The organism is Luteimonas lutimaris (assembly GCF_039537065.1).
Lineage (GTDB): Bacteria > Pseudomonadota > Gammaproteobacteria > Xanthomonadales > Xanthomonadaceae > Luteimonas > Luteimonas lutimaris.
This window is the reverse complement of the sequence record NZ_BAAAZU010000004.1, coordinates 397,663-415,146: the sequence shown is the minus strand read 5'-3', so window position 1 is coordinate 415,146 and position 17,484 is coordinate 397,663. Positions and strand designations below refer to the sequence as shown.

The following is a 17,484-nucleotide window of genomic DNA, read 5'->3' as shown; positions in this document are numbered from 1 at the left end:
AATTCCCGGCCGATTCTAGCCCCACCGCTATAATCGCCGGCCTTCACGCCCCGCAGCGCCGCATGTCCACGCCAGCCACCCCTGCCAGCAATCCCCGCGTCGGTTTCGTCAGCCTCGGCTGCCCGAAGGCGCTCGTGGACTCCGAACGCATCCTTACCCAGCTTCGGGTCGAGGGCTACGACATCGTCCAGACCTATGACGACGCCGACGTGGTGGTGGTCAACACCTGCGGTTTCATCGACTCGGCCGTGGCCGAATCGCTCGACGCCATCGGCGAGGCGATGGCCGAGAACGGCAAGGTCATCGTCACCGGCTGCCTGGGCAAGCGAGAGGACGTGATCCGCGAGGCGCACCCGGGCGTGCTGTCGATCAGCGGCCCGCAGGATTACGCCAGCGTGATGGGTGCGGTACACACCGCGCTGCCGCCGAAGCACGACCCGTTCATCGACCTCGTCCCGCGGCGGGCGGCCGAGGACGACATCGGGGTCAAGCTCACCCCGCACCACTACGCCTACCTGAAGATTTCCGAAGGCTGCAACCACCGCTGCAGCTTCTGCATCATCCCGTCGATGCGCGGCAACCTCGTGTCGCGCCCGGTCGACGACGTGCTGCGCGAGGCCGAGAAGCTCGTGCGCGGCGGCGTGCGCGAACTGCTGGTGATCTCGCAGGACACGTCGGCCTATGGCGTGGACGTGCGCTATGCCGAGCGCGAGTGGCGGGGCAGGGCGTACCAGACGCGGATGAAGGCGCTCTGCGAGGGCCTGTCCGAACTCGGCGTATGGACGCGCCTGCACTACGTCTACCCGTACCCGCACGTCGACGACATCATCCCGCTGATGGCGCAGCGCAACGCCGGGGGCGTGCCGGCCCTGCTGCCTTACCTCGATATTCCGTTCCAGCACGCCAGCCCGCGCGTGCTGAAGCTGATGAAGCGGCCGGGCGCGGTCGACAGGACGCTTGAACGCATCCAGCGCTGGCGGGCCATCTGCCCGGACATCACCATCCGCTCCACCTTCATCGTCGGCTTTCCCGGCGAGACCGAGGCCGAGTTCGAGGAGCTGCTGGACTTCCTCGACGAAGCGCAGCTCGACCGCGTCGGCGCGTTCGCCTATTCGCCGGTGGAGGGCGCGAAGGCCAACGAACTTCCCGACCCCGTCGACGAGGATGTGAAGCAGGCGCGTCTGGCCCGCTTCATGGAGCGCCAGGCGGACATTTCCACCGCGAAGCTGGAAGCGAAGATCGGCAGCGTGCAGCGCTGCATCGTCGACGCGGTCGACGGCGAACTGGCGATCGCGCGTTCGATGGCCGATGCCCCGGAAATCGACGGCCTGGTACAGGTGCAGGACGGCCGCGACGCCGGCCTGCGGGCGGGCGAATTCGTCGATGTGCGCATCATGGGCAGCGACGAGCACGACCTGTACGGCGAAGTGGACTACACGGCGTGACGCGGGCCGCCGCCATGCCGCTGGCCGCGCTGCTGGCGTTCGCCATGGCCGTGCCTGCGCAGGCGGCCGACCTGCTCAGCGGCAGCTATCGTCCCGCGGGCGAATCGTCCGCGCCCGGTGCCCCGGCGCCGCTGCGCGTCGAAGCCAGCGGCAACGGCTGGACGGCGTGGTTCGAAGGCCAGCCGCAGCCGATGCAGGAACTGGGCTGGGAGGGGCTGGCGAAACTGTTCCCCGATGTTGCCGGTGGCAACGACATCCAGTGCGGCGCCACCGGCCGGCTGGTGTTCTGCCACGTCGCGCCGGGCACGCCGCTGCCGGATTCCGGTGCGGTGTCGAGTACCGGCTACTTCACCGCCGACGCGGACGGTGGCGTGTACGAGCTGGAACGCCTGCCCTGACGAAACTGCTTCCAAGCCGCTTTCTCTTGGGAAGAGGAGGGGTTGGGTGCGGGTGCGGCGGAGCCGCGATGGTCCAGACCGCTGCCGCAGCGCTGCACCGGTATCCTCTCGTGGATGGCAGGCTTTTTTCCCCGGAAGGGGCAGGAAAGGTTACCCGTCGCCGTACCGCACGCCGGCAATGAAAAACCGCCGCACGCCCCCCGGCAGTTGCGCCTCGAACTCGTCGTCCACCCGCTTCTTCAGCATCGCCCGCGCCAGCGGCGAGTCGATGCTGATCCAGCCGCGCTTGGCATCCGTCTCGTCCGGGCCGACGATGCGGTAGTGCGACACCTCGCCGCTGTCCGCGTTCTCGACCTCGACCAGCGCGCCAAAGAACACCGCGTCCGGGTCGCTCGGCACCGTGTCGACCACCCGCAGCACCTGCAGGCGCTTGGACAGGTAGCGCACGCGGCGGTCGATCCCGCCCAGCTGCTTCTTGCGATAGGTGTACTCGGCGTTCTCGGAGCGGTCGCCCTCGGCCGCCGCGGCGGCCAGGGCCTTCACTACTTCCGGGCGCTTCACGCGCCACAGCTCGTCGAGTTCGGCCTTCAGCCGCGCGTGGCCACCGGGGGTGACCAGCGCGGTGCTCTTCTCGCCGGGCGGGCGCCAGCGTCCCAAGGCGTCGCGGTCAGCGTGCCGCTGCCGCGGTGCGGGTGAGGGTGTAGTTCAGCCCGCTTTCGATCGCGTTGCCGTCGGCGTCGAGCATGCGCAGCTCGTCGTTGGAGACCACTTCCAGCAGGCGGTCCTGCTCGTCCTTGCTGTTGGGGTCCAGGCGGATGCGCTTGCCGGCTTCCTCCACCGTCCAGGTGCCGCTGCTGTCGAAGCTCGCGTCGCGCTCCTGGTAGACGTCGTGGGTGGTGTAGCTGCCGTCGGCATCGAGCGTGAGCGTGCTGTCGATGCCGGGGCAGTCGGCGCAGGGAATGGTGCCGCTGAAGCTGCCGGCGAAGGCGCGCACGTCCAGGCCTTCCGGTGCGGGCGCGTTGTCGACGGCCTTCAGTACGTCGGTGGGCTGCCCGTCGGCGGCGGGTTCGGCCGCTTCATTGGCGAGCGGCGCCGTATCGCCGGCAGGTGCTGCGTCGTCGCTGGCGGGCTTGTTGCAGCCGGTGAGCAGGGCGGCACACAGGGCGGTGGCGAACAGGAGGCGAGGTGTCATCGGTTGCTCCATGCGGGGGAAAGAATGAAAGAATACGCGGCCTCAGCGCTTGCCGCCGAAGATGCCGCCGAGCACGCCGCGCAGGATCTGCCGGCCCATCTGGCTGCCCACGGTGCGCGCAGTCTGCTTGGCCATGGTCTCGATCATGCCCTGCCGGCGCTTGGTGCCGAACAGCGCGTCCTTGACCACGTCGCCGATGCCACGGTCGCCGTCGTCCTGGGCGGGCGGGGTTTTGCCTTTGCTCGCGGCGGTCTCGGGGGCCGCGTCGGCACGTCGGGCCATCAGCATTTCCGCCGCCGACTCGCGGTTGACCGGAGTGTCGTACTTCGCGCCGACCGGGCTGCCGGCGCGCACGGCGCTGCGCTCGGCGTCGGTGATCGACCCCATCCGGCAGCGCGGCGGCGCCACCAGCGTCTTCTCGACGGGCATCGGGATGCCCTTGTCCTGCAGCGTCGACACCAGCGCCTCGCCGGTGCCGAGCTTGCCGATCTCCGTGGCCACGTCCAGCTCCGGGTTGGCGACGAAGGTCTGCGCCGCCGTCTTCACTGCCTTCTGGTCGCGCGGGGTGTAGGCGCGCAACGCGTGCTGCACGCGGTTGCCGAGCTGGCCGAGGATCTCGTCCGGCACGTCGTCGGGGAACTGCGAGCAGAAGTACACCCCCACGCCCTTGGAACGGATCAGTCGCACCACCTGTTCCACGCGCTGGCGCAGCGCGGCCGGTGCGTCGTCGAACAGCAGGTGCGCCTCGTCGAACACGAAGACGAGCTTCGGCTTGTCGAGGTCGCCCACTTCCGGCAGCTGCTCGAACAGCTCCGACAGCAGCCACAGCAGGAAGCTCGAATACAGCCGCGGCTTCATGATCAGCTGGTCGGCGGCGAGGATGCCGATCACCCCGCGCCCGTCGGGCGTGGTGCGCATGATGTCGGCCAGTTCCAGCGCCGGTTCGCCGAAGAACAGGTTGCCGCCCTGCGATTCGATGCGCAGGATCGCGCGCTGGATCGCGCCGATCGACTGCGTGCTGACCAGCCCGTACTGCGCCGAGATTTCCTTGCGCGCCTCGGCCGCGTGGTTGAGCAGAGCGCGCAGGTCGTCAAGGTCCAGCAGCAGCCAGCCGTTGTCGTCGGCCACGCGGAACACGATCTCCAGCACGCCCGACTGGGTGTCGTTGAGCTCCAGCATCCGCGCCAGCAGGGTGGGGCCTACCTCGCTGACGGTGGTCCGCACCGGGTGGCCGAGCTTGCCGTACAGGTCCCAGAACACCACCGGGCTGGCCTCGGAGGTGTAGCCGTCGATGCCGATCTCGTCGATCCGCGCCTGCAGCTTGTCGTTGAGCGCGCCGGGCGCGGCCAGGCCGGCCACGTCGCCCTTCACGTCGGCCATGAACACCGGCACGCCGATGCGCGAGAAACCCTCGGCGATGGTGGTCAGGGTGACCGTCTTGCCGGTGCCGGTGGCGCCGGCGACCAGCCCGTGGCGGTTGCCGAACTTCGGCTGCAGGAACACCTTGCCCCCGGTGGCCGGCAGCGACTGCGGCGTGGTGACGGCCTTGCCGACGAGAATGGGGTCCATCGCGATGTCCTTGCGGAAGATGCCCGGATTCTAGCGAACGCGCCTGCCAGCGTGCGCGGTTGGCGCGCCGCGCGCCGCGACGCTACCCTGCGCGCTGCCGCTTTGCAGAAGACCTTGCACCTCATGCCCGTCCTTGCCGTCGCTTTGGCCCGCTGGGCCGCCCTTGCCGCCGCCGTTTCCCTGTCCCTGCTGTCCTTCGACGCCGCCGCGCTGTCGAAGCGCGATGCCGCCGCGGTGGAGGCGCTCAACCAGCGCATGGCCGCGGCCGAGCAGCGCTATCGCGAGGCGCTGGTGAAGATCGGCAACGCCGAGCCGGGCGCGATCGACGAGAGCAATGCCGCGATCGAGGACATGGAGGACGTGGTCGCCGCCTGCCTCAAGCAGAAGGGCTGCCAGGTCAACGACCAGATGGCCGCCTTCAAGCGCCTGCTCAAGCTCACCGCCGACGCCGAGGCCGGCGGCCTGGACGAGGATCGGGACGACGGCGACCCGATGGACCCGGACCCCGACCACGGCGACGTCGGGCTGACCGCCGACGTACCCGAAGCCGCGCGCGCCGCGGCCCTGCTCGACGACGGCCATCGCTTCGACGAGATGGTGCAGTACAACCCCGCCGTCCAGGCCGGCATCCGCCGCTGGCTCACCGACATGCGCCCGTCGCTGATGGACAGCTACGAAAACTACGAATACCTGCGCGAGACCATGTGGCCGTCGTTCGAGCGCGCCGGCCTGCCCGAGGCGCTGCTGTTCGGGATCATGGCCAAGGAATCCAACGGCAAGGCCCACGCCACCTCGCGCGCCGGCGCCGCCGGGCCGATGCAGTTCATGTATGCCACCGGCAAGCGATTCGGCCTGGGCGACGACGGCACCGGCTTCGACACGCGTTACGACCCGCACGCGTCGGCGGTCGCCGCGGCCGCCTATCTCAACGAGCGCATGGGCCAGCTCAACAACAGCATCGAGATGGCGCTGGCCGCCTACAACGGCGGCGAGGGCAGGGCGCTGCGCGTGCATCGCGGCAGCGACGGGCGCGGCTTCTGGAGCGCGGATGTCTACAACCAGTTCCCGGCCGAGACCCGCGACTACGTGCCGATGGTGATCGCCGCCGCCTGGCTGTTCCTGCACCCCAGGCAGTACGGCCTGCATTTCCCGCGGGTGCAGACCAAGCCCGCGCTGCTGTCGCTGGAAAAGCCCGCCACGATCTACGAACTCACCATCTGCCTGGGCAACGGCCGCACCCGAGACGGCTTCATGCGCGCCCTGCGCAACCTCAACCCCCGCTACCAGGCCGACAGCTGGCTGCCTGCCGGGACCACGCTGCGCGCCACCAGCCAGATCACCAACCTCTACAAGCGCTACTGCGTCAACGGCGCCCGTGCGGAACTCGCCCAGCAACTGGTGATGAGCGACCCCAATGCCGCCATCGTCCAGGCCGGTAGCGGCGGGCCGGCTACCGGTTCGCCCAGTGTCACGCCGATGGTCCCGGGTCCGACCACCGTGGCCACAGGCGTTGCCACGCCCGCGAAGAAGCCGCGCGAACACCGCGTCGCCCGCGGGGACACCCTGGTCTCGATCTCCAGCCGCTACGCCTGCGACACCAAGGTCCTGGCCAGGGCCAACGGCCTGAAACCCCCGCGCTACGCGATCCGGCAGGGGCAGCGCTTGAAGCTGGAAGGCTGCACGAAGTAACAGCAGGTCCCTCTCCCCAACGCGGGACAGGGACCGAAAGCACCACCGCTCTAATGCCCTCCCCTTCAAGCGGAGGGTTGGATGGGGATGGTGTTCCCCGCCGCCCCGCGCGTCACGGAACCCCACCCCCATCCCGGCCTTCCCCCTGAGGGGAAGGAGAAAGGCGCGCGTTCCCACGCATCATCGCCAGACACAAAAAAACCGCCCGGCTCACACCGGGCGGTCCCATCATCAGCGATGGCAGTTTCCTCAGTCGTCCGATTCCCCGTCGGCCGGCGCTTCCGCCAGCCCACGCTTGACCAGCAGCGGCTGGATGTCCGGCCCGTGGCCGGTAAAGTCCACGAACAGCTGCGAGGCATCCTTGCTGCCGCCGCGCGAGAGCAGGGTCTCGCGGAAACGGTCGCCGTTCTCGCGCTTCAGGCCGCCGTTGGCCTCGATCCACTGCACCGTGTTCGCGTCCAGCACCTCGGACCAGATGTAGGCGTAGTAGCCGGCCGCGTAGCCGCCCATGATGTGGCTGAAGTAGGGCGTGCGGTAGCGTGGCGGGACCGGCGCGTAGTCGATGCCGTCCTTCGCCAGCGCCCTGGCCTCGAAGTCCATGATCGACCCGGCATCCGGGATCTGCGACGCCGGCAGCTGGTGGTAGCTCTGGTCCAGCATCGCCGCGCCCAGGTATTCGGTCGTCGCGAAGCCCTGGTTGAACTTCTGGCTCGCCAGCACCTTGTCCAGCAGCGCCTGCGGCATCGGTTCGCCGGTCTGGTAGTGCTTGGCGTAGTTGGCCAGGACCGACGGCCAGTCGGCCCACATCTCGTTGACCTGCGACGGGAACTCAACGAAGTCACGTGGCACGCTGGTGCCGCTGAAGTACGGGTACTTCACGTTCGAGAACATCCCGTGCAGCGCATGGCCGAACTCGTGGAACGCCGTGGTCACCTCGTCCCAGGTCAGCAGCGTCGGCTTGCCGTCGCCCGGCTTGGGGATGTTGAGGTGGTTGGCGACCACAGGCTGCGTGTCCATCAGGTCGGACTGGCTCACGTAGCTGTTCATCCACGCGCCGCCGCGCTTGGACGCGCGCGCATACGGGTCGAAGATGAAGATCGCCAGCTGCGAGCCGTCCTTGTCGAACACGTCGTAGGTGAACGTGTCCGGGTGGTACTTCGGCAGGTCGGTGCGCTCCTTGAAGCTGATCCCGTACAGCTGGTTGGCGGCGTAGAACACGCCGTTCTCCAGCACGTTCTTCATCTCGAAGTAGGGCTTGAGCTGCGATTCGTCGAAGTCGTACTTCGCCTGCCGTACCTTCTCGGTGTAGAAGGCCCAGTCCCACGGCTCCAGCTTGAACGTCGGTTCGCCCCTGGCGGCCTGCTCCTGGTCGATCATCGCCTGCAGATCGGCGGCTTCCTTCTTCGCGTTGGCCACGGCGGCCGGCGCGAGCTTGCCCAGCATCTCGTTGACGGCGGCCGGGGTCTTGGCGGTCTCGTCGTCGAGCACGTAGGCGGCGTAGGTGTCGAAGCCCAGCATCTTCGCCTTCTCGGCGCGCAGCTTGAGCACCTGCGAGACGATCGCGGTGTTGTCGAACTTGTTGCCGCGGCTGTTGCGGCTGACCGACGCCTCGTGGATGCGCTGGCGCAGCGCGCGGTTGGTCAACTGCGACAGCGGCGGCTGGCCGGTGGTGTTGAGCAGGGTGATGACGTACTTGCCGTCCAGCCCGCGCTCCCTGGCCTTGTCGGCGGCGGTTTCGATCTGCTCGTCGGTCAGCCCGTCCAGCTCGGACTTGTCGTCGACGACCACGGCCGAGTCGTTGACCTCTGCCAGCACGTTCTGGCTGAACTGCGTGCCGAGCCTGGCCAGCTCGCCGTTGATGTCCTTCAGGTGCGCCTTGTCGGATTCGGACAGGTTGGCGCCGCCGCGGACGAAATCGGTGTAGTAGCGCTCGACCAGGCGCTGTCCCTGCGCGTCCAGGCCCAGCGAGTCGCGCTGCTCGTACAGCGACTTGATGCGCGCGAACAGCGCCGGGTCCAGCCCGATCGCATCACGGTGCGCGGAGAACTTCGGCGCGTAGTCGGCGCGCAGCTTCTCGCGCGCATCGTTGGTGTCGGTGCCCACCAGGTTGAAGAACACCGACGTGGCGCGGTCCAGCAGCTGGCCGGACTTCTCCAGCGCGATGATGGTGTTGTCGAACGTCGCCGGCTCCGGGTTGTCGGCGATCGCGCGCACCTCGGCCAGGTGTTCGGCCATGCCGCGGTCGAAGGCCGGGCCGAAATCGCTGTCCTTGATCCTGTCGAACTGCGGGTAATGCAGCGGCAGCGGGCTCGGTGCGGCGAACGGGCCGGCAGGGGCTGCGGCGGTGGCGGTCTCGGGCATGGCGGAATCCTGGGCGTAGGCGGGCGCGGCCATGGCCAGTGCAACGGCCAGCGCAGCGGCGAGCGGGTGCTTCATCGGGTCTTCCTCGTCGAATGGAACCCTGAAGCCTAACGGATCGCCCATCCGCGCGACCCGTGACGAAAGGCACGCGACGCGCGTTGTTCCGTTACCGTCCCGCTGTTCCGAAAGACGGGTCTGGGGCTGGTGCATATTGCGGTGCAGCAATAGTCGCGGACAATGTCGTTCCTGGCGCCGCCGTGGCTTCATCGGCCTTGACGGCGCCGTGCCGGTTTCCGGCGCTTCCCGTGTCGGACGCGACCGGGTTCCATTGCTTCCGGGGCCCACGCCGTAGCAATCTTCGCGCATGCTCATCCGCAAACTTGAAAAGGACGATGCACGGCTGCTGCGAAGCTGCAGGCTTTTCGGGCTCAAGGAATCGCCGGATTCGTTCTTGGCTGCCTATCACGAGGTTTCCGACACGCCGTTGTCAGACGTCGAATCCGAGCTTGAGGACGAGAACATCCGGTACGTGGGCGCCTTTGCCGGCGAAGAAATTGTCGGCTTCATGCGCTTTGTCCGGTTCAAACGCAGCGCCAGGCGACATGTGGCAGAGGTGCGGAGCGTTTACGTAAAGAAGGCGCTGCGCGGGCAACAGATTGGATCCCGCCTGCTGCGTCACCTCATCGAAGATGCCCGCGCTGCCGGAATCGAATCCCTGGTTCTGGCGGTTCTTGCAGACAATGCCGCTGCCCGCCGCTTGTACGAATCCCGTGGCTTCCAGCTCCATGGAATGGAGCCACGCGGAGTCAAGAAGGAACGAGGCTACATTGATCAGGCGTTGTATTCGCTCGATCTCACCGCAACCTGACACCTCATCCAGGCCGAACCCGCTTCTCCGGCCGGCCTGGTTCCAACCGCCGGCCGTCGAGACAGACGTGATGAGGAGCGACCCGGAACTTTGGCAGGAAAGCATCGTGGAAGAACCTGGGATATTGCTGTTGATCCGGAAAGTTCCAGCGGCGGTCGCGCCCCACGGAGCTGTTGCTCCTCGCCGACCCGTCGGAAGACAAGGTCCGTTCCTGTCTTCCAGGGGCGAGATGCTTCGTCGCTTCAAAGGGCGGGGATGCTGTCGGCGCATGCGTGGTCCGGCCACTCCGCCGGCCGCTACTTCAATACCGGCCGTATTTCACGGCCGTTTGCGTGCTGGAGATTGAGGGGAAGGATGCCGTGTCCGGCCCGCCGGGGCTTGCCAATTGCCGGTCTGCACGGTGTGATGGGCACCACGTGAAGGAGAACGTACGCCATGGCCAGCGCCTTTGATTTTTCGGCGGTCGACATCGAGGGACGCGAGTGCCCGCTGTCCGCGTACGCGGGCAAGGTACTGCTGGTCGTCAACGTGGCCTCGCGCTGCGGGTTCACCCCGCAGTACGCGGGTTTGCAGCAGCTCTGGCAGGACTACCGCGACCGCGGACTGGTCGTGCTCGGCTTCCCCTGCGACCAGTTCGGCCACCAGGAACCCGGCGACGAAGCGGAGATCCGCGGTTTCTGCTCGCTGGAGTACGGGGTGGATTTCCCGATGTTCGCCAAGGTCGAGGTCAACGGCGACGGCGCACACCCGCTGTGGACGTGGCTGAAGTCGCAGAAGCGCGGTGCGCTGGGGATCGCCGCGATCAAGTGGAACTTCAGCAAGTTCCTGGTCGGCCGCGGCGGGCAGGTCATCGCTCGCTACGCGCCGACGGACACGCCAGAATCCCTGCGCGATGACATCGAACAGGCGCTGGGCTGAGGCGCCGCTGCGATGAAGACCGACTACACCATCAGGATCACGCCGCACGGCGACGGCATGCGCGCGGAGGTCGAAGGCACGTCGTGCATGGCGGCGACGGTGGCCTACTGGCGCGAGATCGCCGGCTGGGCGCGCAGGCATGATGCCCGCACGCTGCTGCTGGTCGATCGCCTGAAGGGCACGCCGCTGACCGAGGCCGAATGGCTGCGCCTGGTGACGAGCATGCACGGCGAAGGGTTGGAGAAGCTGCGCATCGCCCACGTCAAGCCGCTGGGGTTGGGGGAGGTCGAGTTCTGCGAGATCTTCGCCCGCGATTCCGGGATCGAGGCGCGGGTGTTCGAGAACGAGACGCTGGCGGAGGTGTGGCTGCGCTACGGGGAGCGCGGCGAGGACTAGCGACTGTTGCGGCCGCCGGCTACTTCTCGACGAAGGCGCGCTCGAACACGTACTGCCCGGGCACGCCGATGCGGGGCGCGGCGGTGAAGCCGCGGCCATCGAGCAGGGCGCGGAAGTCGGCCAGCATCTGCGGGCTGCCGCAGATCATGGCGCGGTCGTGTTCGCCGTCGAGCGCGTCCAGGCCGAGGTCGGCGGCCATGCGGCCGCTGTCCATCAGGGTGGTGAGGCGGCCGCGCTGGTCGCGGCCGTCGAAGGAGAAGTCCTCGCGCGAAACCGCCGGGTAGTAGAGGAGTTTTTCGGCGATCTGTTCGCCGAGGAACTCGTGCCGCGGCAGTTCGTTGACGATGTAGTCGTGATAGGCCAGGTCGCCTGCGCTGCGCACGCCGTGGCACAGCACGACGCGTTCGAAGCGCTCGTAGGTCTCCGGGTCCTTGACCACTGCCAGCCACGGCGCAAGGCCGGTGCCGGTGCCCAGCAGGTAGAGGTTGCGGCCGGGGTGCAGGTCGTGGATCAGCAGGGTGCCGGTGGGCTTGCGGCCGATCAGCACGGGATCGCCGGGCTGGATGTCCTTCAGCCGCGAGGTCAGCGGGCCGTTGGGTACCTTGATGCTGAAGAACTCCAGCTGCTCCTCCCAGTTGGCGCTGGCGATGGAATACGCACGCAGCAGCGGGCGGCCGTCCACTTCCAGCCCGATCATCACGAACTGGCCGTTGTCGAAGCGGAAACCGTCGTCGCGGGTGGTGGTGAAGCTGAAGTAGTCGTCCGTCCAGTGACGGACATCCAGCACCGTCTCGGTGCCAAATGCGGAGGACATGCGGGGAGGGGGGTGACTGCGAAGCGCCCATTTTAGCCGATGCGGCGGCGGGACTGGCGTGGAACGGGCCGTCGCGCCGGGATCATCGCGTCCGGCGGGCGTAGCTTGCCCCGTTCGCGTGGTTGCGCCGGGGGTCGGGATGCCAGCGCGCGCGCGGTGGCGACGTGGGGAAGGCTGCGGTGACACGCCTGCTGGCATCGCGCGGCGGGCCATCCATACTGGGCGCCATGCCTTGCATGGATCACCACGGGAGCCTGCGCCACCTCCTGCCTGCGGCATGCCCGGCGCGAACCGCACTGGCGGTCACGCTGGGCCTGGCCTGCGGCGCGCCTGCAGCAGCGGCCGACGGCGCGGCGGGCGCGGCGGGCACCGCGACCGAACTCGACCGCATCGTCGTCACCGCCACCCGCCAGCCCGATGACGCGCTGCTGGTGCCGGCAGCGGTGGACGTGGTGGACGCGGCAGACCTGCACCGCGCGCGGCCGGCGCTGGGCCTGTCCGGGCCGCTGCAGCGCGTGCCCGGCGTGGTTGCGCGCGAGCGGCAGAACCAGGCGCAGGGGCTGCAGGTGTCGATCCGCGGCTTCGGCGCGCGTTCCACCTTTGGCATCCGCGGCGTGCGCCTGTACAGCGACGGCATCCCGGCGACGATGCCCGACGGGCAGGGCCAGGTCTCGCATTTCATGCTCGAATCGGCCGGCCGCATCGAGGTGCTGCGCGGGCCGTTCTCGGCGCTGTACGGCAATTCGTCGGGCGGCGTGATCTCGGTGTTCAGCGCCGATCCGCCGGACACGCCGCAATTTTCGGCTGGCCTGGACGCGGGCAGCGACGGACTGCGACGCGCGACGCTGTCCTGGCACGCGCCGTGGAGCGGCGACCGCGACGGCGGGATACTGGTCGACGGGGTGCGCGTGGACGACGACGGCTTCCGCGACCACGGTGCCTCGCGACAGGTGACCGGGCAGGCGGTGCTCAAGGGCGGCTTCGGCGATGGCGGCCGCTACCGCGTGCTGCTCGATTCGCACGACCTGCGCGCGGACGACCCGCAGGGGCTCACCGCGGCCCAGCTGCGTGGCGACCGGCGCGCGGCCAGCGCCGGCGCGCTGGAATTCGATACGCGCAAGACGGTGCGCCAGGACCAGGCCGGCGTGCATCTCGAACACCCGCTGTCGGCGCGCCATGCGCTGGAGCTGACGGCCTTCGGCGGCACGCGCGAAACCACGCAGATGCTGTCGATCCCGGTGTTCGTGCAGGCCGATCCGCGCCAGGGTGGCGGTGCGATCGCGCTGGACCGCGAGTACGGCGGCGCCGACCTGCGCTGGCGCTGGACCACGCAGCTTCTGGGTCGTCCGTTCTCGCTGGTCGCGGGCGCGGAATACGGCGTGTCCGACGAGCGTCGTCGCGGCTACGAGAACTTCATCGGCGACCGCCACGGTGTGTTCGGCGCGCTGCGCCGCGACGAGGACAACCGCGTCAGCGGCCGCGACGCCTATGCGCAGGCGGACTGGCAACCGGCCGGGCGCTGGCGCATCAACCTGGGCGTGCGCCACAGCCTGGTGCGCTTCGCTTCCGACGACCGCTATGTCACCGCCGACAATCCCGACGACAGCGGACGGCTGCGGTATTCGCGCAGTTCGCCGGTGGCCGGCGTGCTGTTCCGCGCCACGCCGACCGTCAGCGTCTACGCCAACGCCGGCGGCGGCTTTGAGACGCCGACGTTCTCCGAGCTGGCCTACCGCCGCGACGGCGCCGGCGGCCTCAACGGCCTGCGCGCCGCGCGCAGCCGCAACCGCGAAGTGGGCGTACGCGGGCGCAGCGCGGGGGTCGACTACTCGGCTGCGCTGTTCGACAGCCGCACGCGTGGCGAAGTCGTGGTCGTGGCCAACGAGGGCGGGCGCAGCGTGTACGCCAATGCGGGAACCACCCGCCGCCGCGGCGCCGAATTCTCGGTTTCGGGCGCGCTGTCGCCGCGCTGGCATTACGCGGGCGCGTACACCTTCCTCGACGCGCGCCACGCCAGTGACTTTTCCCCCTGCGCCGCCGCCGGCTGCGACGCCGCGCCGCTGGTGGAGGCCGGTGACCGCATCCCCGGCCTGTCGCGCCACGCCGCGTGGGCGGAGCTGCGCTGGGCCGCGGGCAGCGCGACCGACGTGGTGTTGGACGGGCGTTTTTCCGGCCGCGTATACGTAGCCGACGACAGCGCGGAAAGCGCCCCCGCCTACGCAGTGTTCTCGCTTGCCGCCGAACGCCGTTTCGACGCATTCGGCCTGCAGTGGCGCGGCTACGCGCGCATCGACAATCTGTTCGACCGGGACTACGTGGGTTCGGTGATCGTCAACGATGGCAACGGCCGCTACTACGAACCGGCGCCGGGGCGCGGCTGGACGGTCGGGCTGCGCGCGCGCAAGGCGTTCGACTGACCGGTCGCGCCGGCATGTGCCGGCATTGCCCGCGTTGCCGCGCATCGTGAAGGTCCCGTCCACGTCGCCGCAGGAGCGCGGCGTAGCATCCAGGGGGTCGTCATTCCGGTTCTCCGGCGCGATGCCGGTACGAGGGAGGAGGGGACATGTCCACGATCCACCACGGAAACCATCAGCGCAGGGGCGGCTGGCCGCTGCTGTTGCTGGGAGCGATCATCCTGCTGATCGGCCTGGTGCTGGCGGTGGGCGGCGGCTACCTGGCCAGCCTTGGCGGCAGCTGGTACTACCTGCTGGCGGGCATCGGCCTGGGGGTGTCCGGCGTGCAGCTGATGCGCGGACGGGTGTCGGGGGCATGGTGGTTCGCGGCGGTCTTCGTGGGCACGCTGGGATGGACGATCTGGGAGTCCGGGCTGTCGTACTGGCGCTGGATCCCGCGCTTCGGCCTGATGGTGGTGCTCGCCTTCTTCGTGGCGCTGTTGGCGCCGCGCCTGGATGGCTGGCGTTCGCGCGGCTGGTCGCGCGGGCTGGCGGGGCTGATGGCGCTGGTCTTCGTGGTGGCGTTCGCGCTGGCGTTCGTGCCGCACGGGGTGATCGAGGCCGGCAAGCCCGGGCCGGCGGCAGCGGCCACGGCGCCCGCCACGACCACGGCGGGGATCCAGCCGGCGAGCGCGCCGGCGCAGGGCGACTGGCCCGCCTACGGACACAGCAATGCGGCCGAGCGCTATTCCCCGCTGGCGCAGATCGATCGCGGCAACGTCGGCAAGCTTGAACGCGCCTGGACCTACCGGACCGGCGACGTGCCCGACAAGCGCTGGGGCGCGGAAACCACGCCGCTGAAGATCGGCGACGCGCTGTACCTGTGCTCGGCGCGCAACGTGCTGATCTCGCTCGACGCGGTCACGGGCAAGGAGCGCTGGCGGTTCGATCCGAAGGTGCCGGACGAGGCCATTCCCTACACGGCGGCCTGCCGCGGCGTGGCCTATTTCGACGCGCGCATCGCTGCTGCCGCGCCGGCTGCCGGGGCTGCTGCCGAGGGTGACAGCGATGCCGCGGAACCGGCGACGACGGATGCAGCGGCCGCAGCGACAGCCGCGGCGGGCGATGCCGCCGCGTCACCGGCCGTCGCGGCTCCCGTCGCGATTGCCGAAGGCGCGGCCTGTGCAACGCGCATCATCGAGGGCACGCTCGACGCGCGACTGGTCGCGGTCGACGCGCGCACCGGCCAGCCGTGCACGGACTTCGGCGACAACGGCCAGGTCGACATCACCGTCGGCATGGGCGACGTGTCGCCGGGCATGGTGTCGATCACCTCCGCACCGGTCATCGTGCGCGGCGTGGTGGTCACCGGGCACCAGGTGCTCGACGGTCAGCGCCGCTGGGCGCCTTCGGGCGTGATCCAGGGCTTCGACGCGGTCACCGGCGAACTGCGCTGGGCCTGGGACATGATGCGGCCGGACCGCACCGGACTGCCGCCGGCCGGGGAAACCTTCAGCCGCGGCACGCCGAACATGTGGACCACGGCGTCGGGCGACGAGCAGCTCGGCCTGGTCTACCTGCCGATGGGCAACTCCGCCGCCGACTACTGGAGCGGACTGCGGCGGCCGGAAGAGAACAAGTACGCCACCTCGCTGGTCGCGCTGGACGTTGCCACCGGCAAGCCGGCCTGGCACTTCCAGACCGTGCGCAAGGACGTGTGGGACTACGACCTGGGCTCGACCGCGACCCTGGTCGACTTCCCCGCCGCCGGCGGCAACGTCCCGGCGCTGGTGCTGCCGAGCAAGCAGGGCGATCTGTACGTGCTCGACCGCCGCACCGGCAAGCCGCTGGTCGAGGTCGGGGAAATGAAGGTGCCCGGCGGCGGCGTCGAGCCGCAGGAGCGCTCGCCGACGCAGCCGTATTCGAAGTACCACACGCTGCGGCGCAAGGACGACCTGACCGAGCGCGACATGTGGGGCGTGTCGCCGATCGACCAGATGGCCTGCCGGATCCAGTTCCGCAAGGCCAGCTACGACGGCTTCTACACACCGCCGACCGCGGACCGGCATTCGATCGAATACCCCGGCTACAACGGCGGTTCGGACTGGGGCGGCATCGCGGTGGACCCGGTGCGCGGCATCATCGTCGCCAACTACAACGACATGCCGAACTACAACATACTGGTGCCGCGCGCCGAGGCCGACAGGCTCGGCTGGGCGCCGCGCGATGAGGTGCGCGGCGACATGGGTGGCGCGGAGGGCGCGGGTGATCCGCAGCAGGGCACGCCGTACGCGATCAACGTCAACGCCGGCTGGCGCATGCCGACCGGGCTGCTGTGCAAGCAGCCGCCCTACGGCGGCATCCGCGCGATCGAGCTGGCGACGGGCAAGATGCTGTGGGATCGCCCGTTCGGTTCGGCGCGGGCGAACGGGCCTTTCGGGATTCCCTCGCACCTGCCGATCGAGATCGGCACGCCCAACAACGGTGGATCGGTGGTCACCGCTGGCGGCCTGGTGTTCATCGCCGCGGCCACCGACAACCTGATCCGCGCGATCGACATCGACACCGGCGAGACGGTGTGGAAGGACGTGCTGCCGGCGGGCGGGCAGGCCAATCCGATGGTGTACGAGGCCGGCGGCCGCCAGTACCTGGTGATCATGGCCGGCGGGCATCACTTCATGGAAACGCCGGCGGGTGACTACGTGATCGCGTACGCGTTGCCGCAGTAGCGCAGGGCACCGGAGCCGCGTGCGTTGCGGCTCCGGCGTGCGTCGGAGCACGACGCAACGCAGCGACATCGCGTGCATCACCGCAGCGGCACAATGCGGGAATGGAACCGTCTGCAGGCACCCTCTGGACCATCGGCCATTCCACGCGCGAGTGGGAAGAGTTCGCCGGCATGCTGCGCGAAGCGGGCATCGAGGTGCTGGTGGACGTGCGCCGCTTCGCCGGTTCGCGGCGCAATCCGCAGTTCTCGCCGCTGGCGATGGCGCCGGCGCTGGCCGAAGCGGGGATCGAATACCTGCCGATGCCGGAGTTCGGCGGCCGGCGCAATCCGCGGCCGGATTCGCCCAACGGCGCCTGGCGGGTGGCGGCCTTCCGCGGCTACGCCGATTACATGGCCGAACCCGAGTTCGCCCTGGCGCGCGAGCGGCTGATGCGGCTTGCGGGCGAACGGCGGGTGGCGGTGATGTGCGCCGAGGCGGTGTGGTGGCGCTGCCACCGGCGCCTGATTTCAGACGACTTCACTGCGCGCGGCTGGACCGTCCGCCACCTGATGGGCCCGGGCAAGTCGACCGGGCACGAATTGAACCCGGATGCGCGGATGGTCGACGGCGTGCTGCGCTATCCCGTGCCCGGCGAAGGCCAGGGCGCGTTGTTCGGGTAGCGCGAGCGGGCCTGCATTCGATTCCAGATGCGGCCCCGCGATGCGCGGCGGCG

General features: G+C 69.3%; 14 protein-coding genes. 9 read left to right on the top strand and 5 right to left on the bottom strand.

Annotated elements, in window-relative coordinates; genetic code table 11:
- Positions 1–62 precede the first annotated feature (62 nt).
- Complete coding sequence (gene rimO, locus ABD679_RS06030; protein WP_344759045.1) at positions 63–1,445, top strand: 30S ribosomal protein S12 methylthiotransferase RimO; 1,383 nt, start codon at positions 63–65, stop codon at positions 1,443–1,445.
- Positions 1,442–1,843 carry a hypothetical protein gene (locus ABD679_RS06025; RefSeq protein ID WP_344759044.1) on the top strand — a complete coding sequence of 134 codons (402 nt, stop codon included), beginning with the start codon at positions 1,442–1,444 and terminating at the stop codon, positions 1,841–1,843. The genes rimO and ABD679_RS06025 overlap by 4 nt, the downstream gene beginning before the upstream one ends.
- A 150-nt stretch (positions 1,844–1,993) precedes the next feature.
- Here ABD679_RS06025 and greB read toward each other — a convergent pair whose 3' ends face one another.
- Genes greB through ABD679_RS06010 form a run of 3 tightly spaced genes read right to left on the bottom strand, consistent with a single transcriptional unit; the run spans position 1,994 to position 4,604 of the window.
- The gene (greB, locus tag ABD679_RS06020) at positions 1,994–2,500 is read right to left on the bottom strand and encodes a transcription elongation factor GreB (RefSeq protein WP_344759043.1); all 507 of its coding nucleotides are present in this window, start codon (positions 2,498–2,500) and stop codon (positions 1,994–1,996) included.
- A 10-nt stretch (positions 2,501–2,510) separates the two neighbouring features.
- Positions 2,511–3,035, bottom strand: coding sequence for a copper resistance protein NlpE (locus tag ABD679_RS06015; RefSeq protein WP_344759042.1), 525 nt, complete (start codon positions 3,033–3,035; stop codon positions 2,511–2,513).
- Positions 3,036–3,077: 42 nt separating this feature from the next.
- Positions 3,078–4,604 carry a helicase HerA-like domain-containing protein gene (locus tag ABD679_RS06010; protein WP_344759041.1) on the bottom strand — a complete coding sequence of 509 codons (1,527 nt, stop codon included), beginning with the start codon at positions 4,602–4,604 and terminating at the stop codon, positions 3,078–3,080.
- Positions 4,605–4,727: 123 nt separating this feature from the next.
- Here ABD679_RS06010 and ABD679_RS06005 point away from each other — a divergent pair, with 123 nt between their 5' ends.
- The gene (locus ABD679_RS06005; RefSeq protein WP_344759040.1) at positions 4,728–6,293 is read left to right on the top strand and encodes a transglycosylase SLT domain-containing protein; all 1,566 of its coding nucleotides are present in this window, start codon (positions 4,728–4,730) and stop codon (positions 6,291–6,293) included.
- Between the two features lie 249 nt (positions 6,294–6,542).
- Here the strand turns inward: ABD679_RS06005 and ABD679_RS06000 are convergent, their stop codons facing one another.
- Positions 6,543–8,729, bottom strand: a complete 2,187-nt coding sequence (locus tag ABD679_RS06000; RefSeq protein WP_344759039.1) for a M3 family metallopeptidase — start codon at positions 8,727–8,729, stop codon at positions 6,543–6,545.
- Positions 8,730–9,018: 289 nt separating this feature from the next.
- Here ABD679_RS06000 and ABD679_RS05995 point away from each other — a divergent pair, with 289 nt between their 5' ends.
- The 3 genes from ABD679_RS05995 to ABD679_RS05985 all read left to right on the top strand — a co-directional run bounded on the left by ABD679_RS05995 (position 9,019) and on the right by ABD679_RS05985 (position 10,836).
- A complete protein-coding gene (locus ABD679_RS05995) occupies positions 9,019–9,522 on the top strand; it encodes a GNAT family N-acetyltransferase (protein WP_344759038.1) in 504 nt (167 codons plus the stop codon).
- 435 nt (positions 9,523–9,957) lie between these two features.
- Complete coding sequence (locus tag ABD679_RS05990) at positions 9,958–10,440, top strand: glutathione peroxidase (RefSeq protein ID WP_344759037.1); 483 nt, start codon at positions 9,958–9,960, stop codon at positions 10,438–10,440.
- Positions 10,441–10,452: 12 nt separating this feature from the next.
- The gene (locus ABD679_RS05985) at positions 10,453–10,836 is read left to right on the top strand and encodes a hypothetical protein (protein ID WP_344759036.1); all 384 of its coding nucleotides are present in this window, start codon (positions 10,453–10,455) and stop codon (positions 10,834–10,836) included.
- Between the two features lie 19 nt (positions 10,837–10,855).
- Here ABD679_RS05985 and ABD679_RS05980 read toward each other — a convergent pair whose 3' ends face one another.
- Positions 10,856–11,650, bottom strand: coding sequence for a ferredoxin--NADP reductase (locus tag ABD679_RS05980; protein ID WP_344759035.1), 795 nt, complete (start codon positions 11,648–11,650; stop codon positions 10,856–10,858).
- 236 nt (positions 11,651–11,886) lie between these two features.
- Here ABD679_RS05980 and ABD679_RS05975 point away from each other — a divergent pair, with 236 nt between their 5' ends.
- The 3 genes from ABD679_RS05975 (at position 11,887) to ABD679_RS05965 (ending at position 17,431) form a co-directional block, all read left to right on the top strand.
- A complete protein-coding gene (locus ABD679_RS05975) occupies positions 11,887–14,067 on the top strand; it encodes a TonB-dependent receptor family protein (protein WP_344759034.1) in 2,181 nt (726 codons plus the stop codon).
- Between the two features lie 146 nt (positions 14,068–14,213).
- Complete coding sequence (locus tag ABD679_RS05970) at positions 14,214–16,772, top strand: membrane-bound PQQ-dependent dehydrogenase, glucose/quinate/shikimate family (protein WP_344759033.1); 2,559 nt, start codon at positions 14,214–14,216, stop codon at positions 16,770–16,772.
- A gap of 101 nt (positions 16,773–16,873) precedes the next feature.
- Complete coding sequence (locus ABD679_RS05965; protein WP_344759032.1) at positions 16,874–17,431, top strand: DUF488 domain-containing protein; 558 nt, start codon at positions 16,874–16,876, stop codon at positions 17,429–17,431.
- Positions 17,432–17,484 lie beyond the last annotated feature (53 nt).